This is a genomic window from Microbacterium sp. (genome assembly GCF_052099035.1).
In the GTDB taxonomy this organism is placed as follows: domain Bacteria; phylum Actinomycetota; class Actinomycetes; order Actinomycetales; family Microbacteriaceae; genus Microbacterium.
On sequence record NZ_JBQDSX010000001.1, the window covers coordinates 236,779 to 245,621 of the forward strand.

Annotated in this window: 11 protein-coding genes; 7 read left to right on the forward strand and 4 right to left on the reverse strand. The window is 63.3% G+C overall.

The window, feature by feature from the left end; translation table 11 throughout:
• Positions 1–71: 71 nt before the first annotated feature.
• Genes ACTIAO_RS01185 through ACTIAO_RS01195 form a run of 3 tightly spaced genes read right to left on the reverse strand, consistent with a single transcriptional unit; the run spans position 72 to position 2,302 of the window.
• Positions 72–842 carry a glycerophosphodiester phosphodiesterase family protein gene (locus ACTIAO_RS01185; protein WP_441904502.1) on the reverse strand — a complete coding sequence of 257 codons (771 nt, stop codon included), beginning with the start codon at positions 840–842 and terminating at the stop codon, positions 72–74.
• A complete protein-coding gene (locus ACTIAO_RS01190; RefSeq protein WP_441904503.1) occupies positions 839–1,774 on the reverse strand; it encodes an SPFH domain-containing protein in 936 nt (311 codons plus the stop codon). Before ACTIAO_RS01190 ends, ACTIAO_RS01185 begins: the two co-directional genes overlap by 4 nt.
• Before the next feature lie 57 nt (positions 1,775–1,831).
• Positions 1,832–2,302, reverse strand: coding sequence for an NfeD family protein (locus tag ACTIAO_RS01195; protein ID WP_441904504.1), 471 nt, complete (start codon positions 2,300–2,302; stop codon positions 1,832–1,834).
• A 120-nt stretch (positions 2,303–2,422) separates the two neighbouring features.
• On the opposite strand from ACTIAO_RS01195, the gene ACTIAO_RS01200 reads away from it, so the two are divergent.
• On the forward strand, positions 2,423–3,187 hold the full coding sequence (locus ACTIAO_RS01200; RefSeq protein ID WP_441904505.1) for an SDR family oxidoreductase: 765 nt from the start codon (positions 2,423–2,425) through the stop codon (positions 3,185–3,187).
• A gap of 12 nt (positions 3,188–3,199) precedes the next feature.
• Here the strand turns inward: ACTIAO_RS01200 and ACTIAO_RS01205 are convergent, their stop codons facing one another.
• Positions 3,200–3,823 (reverse strand): HdeD family acid-resistance protein, encoded by a 624-nt coding sequence (locus tag ACTIAO_RS01205; protein ID WP_441904506.1) that lies wholly within the window; start codon positions 3,821–3,823, stop codon positions 3,200–3,202.
• 142 nt (positions 3,824–3,965) lie between these two features.
• Here ACTIAO_RS01205 and ACTIAO_RS01210 point away from each other — a divergent pair, with 142 nt between their 5' ends.
• The 6 genes from ACTIAO_RS01210 to ACTIAO_RS01235 all read left to right on the forward strand — a co-directional run bounded on the left by ACTIAO_RS01210 (position 3,966) and on the right by ACTIAO_RS01235 (position 8,748).
• Entirely contained in the window at positions 3,966–4,373 is a 408-nt protein-coding gene (locus tag ACTIAO_RS01210; RefSeq protein WP_441904516.1) for a helix-turn-helix transcriptional regulator, read from the forward strand.
• Complete coding sequence (locus ACTIAO_RS01215) at positions 4,370–4,780, forward strand: VOC family protein (RefSeq protein ID WP_441904507.1); 411 nt, start codon at positions 4,370–4,372, stop codon at positions 4,778–4,780. Before ACTIAO_RS01210 ends, ACTIAO_RS01215 begins: the two co-directional genes overlap by 4 nt.
• A 36-nt stretch (positions 4,781–4,816) precedes the next feature.
• Positions 4,817–7,174 (forward strand): ATP-binding cassette domain-containing protein, encoded by a 2,358-nt coding sequence (locus tag ACTIAO_RS01220; RefSeq protein ID WP_441904508.1) that lies wholly within the window; start codon positions 4,817–4,819, stop codon positions 7,172–7,174.
• Positions 7,175–7,199: 25 nt separating this feature from the next.
• Entirely contained in the window at positions 7,200–7,997 is a 798-nt protein-coding gene (locus ACTIAO_RS01225) for a class I SAM-dependent methyltransferase (RefSeq protein ID WP_441904509.1), read from the forward strand.
• A gap of 62 nt (positions 7,998–8,059) precedes the next feature.
• Positions 8,060–8,326, forward strand: a complete 267-nt coding sequence (locus ACTIAO_RS01230) for a type II toxin-antitoxin system Phd/YefM family antitoxin (RefSeq protein ID WP_441904510.1) — start codon at positions 8,060–8,062, stop codon at positions 8,324–8,326.
• Complete coding sequence (locus ACTIAO_RS01235) at positions 8,323–8,748, forward strand: type II toxin-antitoxin system VapC family toxin (RefSeq protein WP_441904511.1); 426 nt, start codon at positions 8,323–8,325, stop codon at positions 8,746–8,748. Before ACTIAO_RS01230 ends, ACTIAO_RS01235 begins: the two co-directional genes overlap by 4 nt.
• The last annotated feature ends 95 nt before the right edge of the window (positions 8,749–8,843 follow it).

The following is an 8,843-nucleotide window of genomic DNA, read 5'->3' on the forward strand; positions in this document are numbered from 1 at the left end:
GTGCGCAGGCTCAATGCGGGCGCGATCGCAGGGGGATTCACAGTCGAATCCCAGCCCTGCCCGATTTCGGCTCAGCCGAGGGTCTTCAGCGCGAGATCGGCGTGGTCGGTGATGATGCCGTCCACCCCGAGCTGGACGAGCCGGTGCATATCGGCCGGATCATTCACCGTCCACACATGGACCTCGACATCATGCCGATGTGCGGCACGCAGGAGCGAAGGTGTGAGTACGCGTACAGCACCGAAATGCTCGGGGATCTGGAGTGCATCCACGTCGCGCAGGACGCGTGCCGGCGAGAGCCGCAGCGCGCTGAGCATCCGCACCTGGATCATGCTCGACTGTCCGGCGGACGCGGCAGGGCGGACCTTCGCTCCTGCATCGAGAACATGCCCGATTGCACGGCGCCGCCGGGCATCCGAGAAGCTCGTCAGCAGCACCCGGTGCGCATGCGGGGCGATGATCGGGCCCAGGGGAGCGGTCGCGGCATCCGCTTTGACATCGATGTTGAAGCGGGTCTCCGGAAACATCTCGAGCATCTCGGTGACGGTGAGGAGCCCGCCGTGCGGGGCGAGGAGCTCGATGAGCTCCGCTGTGCGTGTTTCATCGACGCGGCGATCGTCGTTCAGCAGCCGGCTGAGCGTCGGGTCGTGGAACAGCACCACATCGCCATCTGCGGTGACGTGGCAATCGGTTTCGACATAGTCGGCTCCGGCTGCGTGTGCGGCGGCGAAAGCGGCGGCGGTGTTCTCCCACACGAGCGAATCCTCGCCCGGCGCGGTCGGAAGACCACGATGGGCGAGGACCCGGGGACGCCGTGCCTTCGCGAAATACGGATGCGTCACGCGCGGGGAGCACCCGTCGGAGGCTGACCGTCAGAGCCCTGGCGCGGCGTGAAGGCAGTGCCGATGCCCTTCAGCGCTTCGGTGAGCTCGCTCGGGATGATCCAGAGCTTGCTGGACTCGCTGTCGGCGATCTTCGGGAGCATCTGCAGGTACTGATAGGCGAGGAGCTTGTCGTCCGGGGCTCCCTGGTGGATCGACGCGAACACGTTCTGGATCGCCTCGGCCTCACCCTGTGCGCGCAGGACCGCGGCCTGCTTGTCGCCCTCGGCGCGGAGGATCTCGGCTTGGCGGGCTCCTTCGGCCTCAAGGATCGCGGACTGCTTCGTGCCCTCGGCGGTCAGAATTGCAGCTCGACGGTCGCGTTCCGCGCGCATCTGCTTCTCCATCGAGTCCTGGATGGAAAGGGGCGGATCGATGGCCTTCAGCTCGACGCGTCCGACGCGGATGCCCCACTTACCGGTGGCCTCATCGAGGACCACGCGCAGCTGCCCGTTGATGTTGTCGCGGCTGGTGAGCGCCTCCTCGAGGTTCAGCCCGCCGACGACGTTGCGGAGCGTGGTGGTCGTGAGCTGCTCGACCGCGCCGAGGTAGTTTGCGATCTCATATGTGGCGGCGCGGGCATCGGTCACCTGGAAGTAGACGACGGTATCGATCGAGACGACGAGGTTGTCTTCGGTGATCACCGGCTGCGGCGGAAAGGAGACCACCTGCTCGCGCATATCGATGAGCGGGCGCAACCGGTCGATGAACGGCACCAGGATGTTCAGGCCGGGGGTGAGCGTCTTGTGGTATCTGCCGAGCCGCTCCACCACGCCGGCTGTGGCCTGCGGGATGATGCGGACCGCTCGGGCCAAAGTGACCACTACGAAGATGATGACGGCGATCGCGAGGATCCAGCCGATCGCAGTGGGAATGAACGAGGAGTCGTTCACAATTTCTCCTAGTCGTCGTAAATGAGGTCGTCGAGAACGGGTGGGGTGCGCAGCGGGCTAATCGTCCGAAAGACGAACGATGGCTGTCGCGCCGTCGATGGATGCGATGACGACAGGGGCACCCTGAGGGATCATCATCGTCTCGGTGCGAGCGGTCCAGGTGTCGCCGTTGCTGACCTTGACCTGTCCGGACACCCGGGTGATATCGGCCAGTGCGGTGCCACGCAGTCCGATGAGCGCGTCGACGTTGGATTTCGTCGGATCCTCGCCGCGGTGTAGACGCCGCAGCAGAGGTGGCCGGATGACGAGGATGAACAGCGCGGCGGCGACGGCTGCGATGATCAGCTGCGCCCACAGCGGCACTCCGATCAGGCCAACGATCAGTCCAACGGCACTGCCCAGAGCCAGCATCAAGAAAGTGAAATCGAGCGTCAGCATCTCGATGACGAGGAACACGGCGATGAGAACGAGCCAGCCGATCCACGCCCATTCGGTGACCAGTTCGATGAAGACGGATGCGTCGTTCATGGGCCTCCTTCGTCGTCAACCTATCACGCGTGCTTCGCGCATCGGAGGTGGCCTGGGCGCATTGGTAAAGTGATCACGCCCGCGTGTTCCGCGGCGCTTCCCGCACGACAAGGAGTCACCGTGACCGACGTTCTGCCCGCAGGTTCCCTCGCTGGAAAGGTGGCGCTGGTCACCGGATCGTCGCGTGGCGTCGGCGCCGATACCGTTCGCTACCTCGCTGAGGCGGGCGCGGATGTCGTCATCAACTTCCGGAACAAGGCACCGCGTGCCGAAAAGCTCGCCGCACAGCTGCGCGAGCTCGGGGTGCGTGCGCTCGTCGTCGGCGCTGACCTCACCGATCCGGGGTCAGTGGCTGACATGTTCGAACAGGTGCGTGCCGAGTTCGGCCATCTCGACATCCTCGTCCTCAACGCCTCCGGCGGCATGGAGTCCGGCATGGCCGAGGACTACGCATTGACGCTGAACAGAGATGCGCAGCTGAGCGTTCTGAATACAGCCCGCCCGTTGCTCGGCGACGGCTCTCGCGTGGTCTTCGTGACGAGTCACCAGGCGCACTTCATCCGCACCACGCCCACCATGCCCGAGTACGAGCCGGTCGCCCGTTCGAAGCGCGCCGGAGAAGACGCGCTGCGCGAGCTGATTCCGTCGCTGCAGGAGAAGGGCATCGGTTTCACGGTCGTCTCCGGCGACATGATCGAGGGCACGATCACTGCCACTCTTCTGGAGCGCGCGAACCCGGGCGCGATCGCAGGCAGGCGCGAGTCGGCGGGCAAGCTCTACAACGTCGCTGAGTTCGCGGCCGAGGTGGCACACGCAGCGGTCGACCCGGTTCCCGCCGACAACACCCGACTGGTGGGGGACACCAGCGACTTCGTCGCTGAGTGACGACCGGGGCGATCAGACCGCTGGGGTGGTCCCAGCATCCGAGTACGGGTTGACGGGCTCCGCAGCACCGACGGACTCCGAAGCACCGCGGCCGAGCGTGATCGCGCGGACGATCTGGATGATTCCCAGAACAACCAGAGCGATTCCCAGAACCCACCAGAGCGCGACAGCCGCGAGCAGCGGCGAGAACAGCACGATGATGCCCGCGGCGATGCTGATGATCGCGTAGATGATCGTCCACGCCTTCGACCCGTCCTTGTTGAGCAGCGTCAGCGAAACGATCCCGTCAACGATCCAACTGATCCCCAGGAAGATCGCCGTGATGACGGCGAGAGTGAGGGTCGCTGCCGCGAGGTTGAGGAACGCTATGACACCGGCAACGATGTAGAGGAGGCCGAGCACGATGTGACCGACGCGTGCCCATCCTCCCTTTTTCCCGGAAAAGATTCCGAGGCCCACGTAGACGAGCCCGGCGATGATCAGGTACGCGGCGATGATGCCGGTGACGATCACAGCGGTCTTGAGCGGCCAGACCAGCAGAACGATGCCGGCGATCAGCGCGATGGCGCCGGAGATGGCGAGGGAGACGCGGATGGACGTGAACAGCGACTTCGCCTCGGTGAGCGACTCAGACATGTGCATGCCTCTCTGTGAAGGTCCTGTGAAAGGACGTGCTCAGCGTAGCGCGTGACGGCTACCCGATGTCGCAGGTGCGTGGCAGGATCGAAATGTGCAGACACCGACCGTCGACCATGATCACCTGCGCGAACTCGTGATCATGCGGCACGTCCGCGATCGGATCGATCGCGAGTATGCGCAGCCTCTCGACGTTGAAGCACTCGCGCGGGGGGTGTACCTGTCTGCCGGTCACCTGAGCAGGCAATTCAGGGCGGCATATGGTGAGTCGCCGTATTCGTACCTCATGACGCGACGAGTAGAGCGCGCGATGGCCCTTCTTCGCCGAGGCGACCTCTCGGTGACGGACGTCTGCTTCGCGGTGGGTTCCTCGTCTCTCGGCACATTCAGCACGCGTTTCACCGAGCTCGTCGGCGTTCCCCCGAGCGTCTACCGCGAACGAGCAGCCGATGTATCCGGCATCCCGAACTTCCAGATCAAGCACGTGACGAGACCGATCAGGAATCAAGAAGCACCGCGCACCGATGCGAATCTAACCTGGGCATCATGAACATCACCATTCACTACGCGTTCCTTCCGCACACCGATGCGGAGGCGGCGCTCGGGTTCTACCGGGACATCCTCGGTTTCGAGCTGCGCAAAGACGTCGGCTACGACGGCATGCGCTGGTTGACCGTCGGCCCGGTCGGTCAGCCGCAGACATCGATCGTTCTTCATCCGCCGGCAACTGACCCTGGCCTCAATGACGATGAACGACGTACGATTCTCGAACTCATTGCGAAGGGCAGTTACGGCGCGGTGACTCTCGCCAGCGATGATCTCGACGGATTGTTCGACCAGCTCGTCGCCGGTGGTGCAGACATCGTTCAGGAGCCGATGGATCAGCCGTACGGCGAACGGGACTGTGCCGTGCGCGACCCGGCCGGCAACCTCCTTCGTATCAATCAAGCAGCCTGACAGCGCTCCCTCCTCGCATCCCGTAGAAAGAAGACGATGGCCGCCGCTTCGCACACCGCCGATACCCACGATCTGATCCGTGTAGAAGGGGCTCGGGAGAACAACCTGAAGGACGTCAGCGTCGAGATCCCGAAGAGACGCCTCACGGTGTTCACAGGAGTCTCCGGATCGGGCAAGAGTTCGCTGGTGTTCGACACCATCGCCGCTGAGTCCCGGCGCATGATCGATGAGACATACAGCGCGTTCGTGCAGGGCTTCATGCCTTCGGTTCCGCGACCGGATGTCGATGTGCTCGAAGGGCTGACGACCTCGATCATCGTCGATCAGGAACGGCTCGGCGCGAATCCTCGGTCAACCGTCGGCACAGTCACGGACGCGAATGCGATGCTGCGTATTCTGTTCAGCAAGCTGGGCCAGCCGTACATCGGTGGACCGACAGCGTTCTCCTTCAACATCCCCACCCAGAAGGCCAGCGGCGTGATGACCGGGCCCAGTGGTGAGAAGAAGATTGTGAAGGATGCGATCTATCTTGGCGGCATGTGCCCGCGGTGCGAGGGCAGGGGAGCAGTCTCCGACCTCGACCTCGCTCAGATCGTCGACGAAACGAAGTCGCTGGATCAGGGTGCGATCATGGTGCCGGGCTACACCGCTGACGGCTGGATGGTGAAGGGGTTCTCGCAGTCCGGGTTCTATCCGGCAGACAAACCGATCGCAGAGTTCTCTGAGAAGCAGCGACACCTTTTTCTCTACGGCGAGGTGACGAAGGTCAAGATCTCCGGCATCAATATGACCTACGAGGGGCTCATTCCGAAGATCACGAAATCGATGCTCTCGAAAGACCTCGACGCGCTGCAGCCGCACATCCGGGCGTTCGTCGAGCGGGTGGCGACATTCGCGACGTGTCCGGAGTGCGACGGGACGCGACTCACCGAGGGCGCAAGGTCTTCGAAGATCGATGGTGTGAGCATCGCGGATGCATGCCGTATGCAGGTCACCGATCTTGCCGCGTGGGTCGGCGGACTCGATCTTCCCGAGGCTGGTCCGCTGCTGACGGCACTCAGCGCGAATCTGGAGGCATTCGTCACGCTGGGGCTCGGATACCTGAGTCTTGATCGACCATCGGGCACACTGTCCGGGGGAGAGGCGCAACGGATCAAGATGCTGCGTCACCTCGGTTCGTCGCTGACAGATGTAACCTATGTGTTCGACGAGCCCACGATCGGATTGCACCCGCACGACATCCAGCGCATGAACGCGCTGCTGCTGAAGTTGCGCGATAAGGGAAACACTGTGCTTGTTGTGGAGCACAAGCCGGAGACGATCATGATCGGTGATCACGTGGTCGATCTCGGTCCTGCCGCGGGAAGCGGGGGAGGGGAGGTCTGCTTCGAGGGGACGGTCGACGATCTTCGCTCGAGCGACACGATCACGGGTCGTCATCTGGATGATCGCGCCACACTGAAATCCGAGGTTCGTGAGGCGAGCGGTGCCATCGAGGTGCGAGGCGCTGACACGAACAACCTGCAGAATGTCGATGTCGATATCCCCATGGGCGTGCTGACCGTCGTCACGGGCGTCGCCGGGTCGGGGAAGAGCTCCCTCATCCATGGTTCGGTCTCGAAGCGCGATGGTGTGGTCGCGATCGATCAGAGCGCCATCAAGGGTTCGCGACGCAGCAATCCCGCGACCTACACCGGGATGCTGGAACCGATCCGCAAGGCGTTCGCCAAGGCGAACGGCGTGAAGCCCGCGCTGTTCAGCGCGAACTCCGAGGGTGCTTGCCCTTCGTGCAAGGGGTCGGGGGTGATCATCACTGAGCTCGGCTTCATGGACACGATCGAGACACCATGCGACGACTGCGGTGGCAAGCGATTCCAGGCAGCCGTGTTGCAGTACACGCTCGGTGGGAAGGACATCACTCAGGTCCTCGACTTGCCCGTCGCGGAGGCGCGCGAGTTCTTCTCCCAACCGGACTCGAAGATTCCCGCTGCGGTGAAGATCCTGGAACGCCTCGACGATGTCGGCCTCGGGTACCTGTCGCTGGGCCAACCGCTCTCAACGCTGTCCGGCGGTGAACGCCAGCGCGTCAAGTTGGCGATTCAGATGGGTGATGACGGCGACATCTATGTCCTCGATGAGCCGACGTCGGGGCTGCATCTGGCGGATGTCGACAAGATCCTCGGTCTGCTCGACAAGCTGGTGGATGCCGGGAAGACGGTCATCGTGATCGAACACCACCAAGCAGTGATGGCGCACGGCGACTGGATCATCGACGTCGGTCCTGGCGCCGGGCACGACGGAGGTCGGGTGGTGTTCGAAGGCACACCAGCGGAGCTCGTCGCGGCGAAGTCGACGTTGACGGGGGAGTACCTCGCCGAGTACGTCGGCGCGTGAACTCGAAAGTGACAGAGCGGACGAAATGACGGATCAGCACGAGCTCGACGCACGAATCCAGTCGTACTACAGCGGCACCTTCGACGAAGGTGCCCGACTGGCAACGCGTTCGGCACAGGGACCGCTGGAGCACCAGCGTGTGCAAGCGCTCATCCGGGAGAGAGTTCCCGCAGGCAGCAGCATCCTCGACGACGGCGGAGGCACCGGCGCCCACGGTGTCGCGCTTCAGGAGCATGGCTATGACGTCACGCTGATCGACCCGGTGGCCCAACACGTGGCCACGGCTGAAGCATCCGGTGTCTCTGCGCAGATCGGCGACGCCAGAAACCTCCCATTCGCGGATGGCAGCTTCGGCGCGACACTGATGCTGGGGCCGCTTTACCACCTGAGTGCAGAGGCCGACCGACGCCGCGCAATAACAGAAGCGATCCGTGTGACGTCCTCAGGAGGGTGGATCTTCGCCGGAGCGATCTCTCGTTATGTCGCCCTCGGGCAGATCTTTCTCACCCGAGACCCCGCGAACGGCGACGTCGATGAGTGGGTCGAGCTGTTGCGCGATGGCACGCCGTCGTCACGATTGCGATTTCCCGCCGGGCACTTTCACACCGCTGAGTCGCTCGAGCGTGAGCTTTTGGATGCCGGGGCTGTCGATGTGCACGTCCACGGAGTCGAGGGCCCGGCTGGTGTCTTCTTGGAGCAGCTGCCCGTTGATGTCGATCCAGCCGTAGCGGATGCTGCCCGCCGGCTGGCAGACGAAGCATCCGATACTGCCGGTGTTCGCGACATGAGTGCGCACCTATTGGCTATCGGACGGATTCCCTAGTGGCTCGGTGCAATTGTGGCTACAATAAAGGAAAGAAGACGCCACAAAGGGGGGAGTGACCGATGAACGTGGGTGTCAGGCAACTGCGTGACGGCCTCAGCCGCTATCTTGCAAGCGTCAGCGACGGCGAGGAGATCACCGTCACGGATCATGGCAAGCCGGTCGCGAAGATCGTTCCGATCAATCAGGCGAGTCCGTTGGAGAGGCTGATCGCTGAGGGCATTGTGACGCCCGCGGCAAACCGAGGCTCTGCCGTCCCGCTGGCGGCGCCGATCAAGGCTCGGTCCGGCGCCATTGTGAGTGATCTGGTCAGCGAGCAGCGTCGGTGATCTTGTATGCGGATACGTCCGCAATCATTCCGCTTGTGATCGATGAGCCCACAAGTGCACGGTGTCAGCGACTGTGGGCTAGCGCTAGCGCGCATGTGTCGGCTCGGACGACCTACGTCGAAGCCGCTGCGGCGATCGCGTCGGCGGTGCGTGGTGCGAAAATTCACGAGGATGAGGCTCAGCACGCCCTGAGACAGTTGGACACACTCTGGGAAAGCGTCGACATCATCGAAATCGACGAGGTGGCTATGCGGACGGCCGCAGCGTGCGCGCAAGAGTTTCGATTGCGTGGCTACGACGCCATTCAGTGCGCCAGCGCCCTTCGGGTCGCTGGTGCTGACACGCTCGCGGCGAGTGGCGATCGGGCGCTCCTCAGAGCTTGGCAAGAAGCTGGGCTCGCTGTCGCCGACATTGCATCCTGAACAACGACGATAAAGCCGATAATGCACATTATGTCAGGTGCGGTAAGGCTTCTCCTGATGATTCGATGAGGCCCTGCCCGCTGCCACTAGACATG

Coding starts and splice junctions, on each gene's coding strand:
- ACTIAO_RS01195 (WP_441904504.1), bottom strand. CDS start 2,302: ATGAACGACGCATCCGTCTTCATCGAACTGGTCACCGAATGGGCGTGG.
- ACTIAO_RS01205 (WP_441904506.1), bottom strand. CDS start 3,823: ATGTCTGAGTCGCTCACCGAGGCGAAGTCGCTGTTCACGTCCATCCGC.
- ACTIAO_RS01210 (WP_441904516.1), top strand. CDS start 3,966: ATGCGGCACGTCCGCGATCGGATCGATCGCGAGTATGCGCAGCCTCTC.
- ACTIAO_RS01215 (WP_441904507.1), top strand. CDS start 4,370: ATGAACATCACCATTCACTACGCGTTCCTTCCGCACACCGATGCGGAG.
- ACTIAO_RS01220 (WP_441904508.1), top strand. CDS start 4,817: ATGGCCGCCGCTTCGCACACCGCCGATACCCACGATCTGATCCGTGTA.
- ACTIAO_RS01225 (WP_441904509.1), top strand. CDS start 7,200: ATGACGGATCAGCACGAGCTCGACGCACGAATCCAGTCGTACTACAGC.
- ACTIAO_RS01230 (WP_441904510.1), top strand. CDS start 8,060: ATGAACGTGGGTGTCAGGCAACTGCGTGACGGCCTCAGCCGCTATCTT.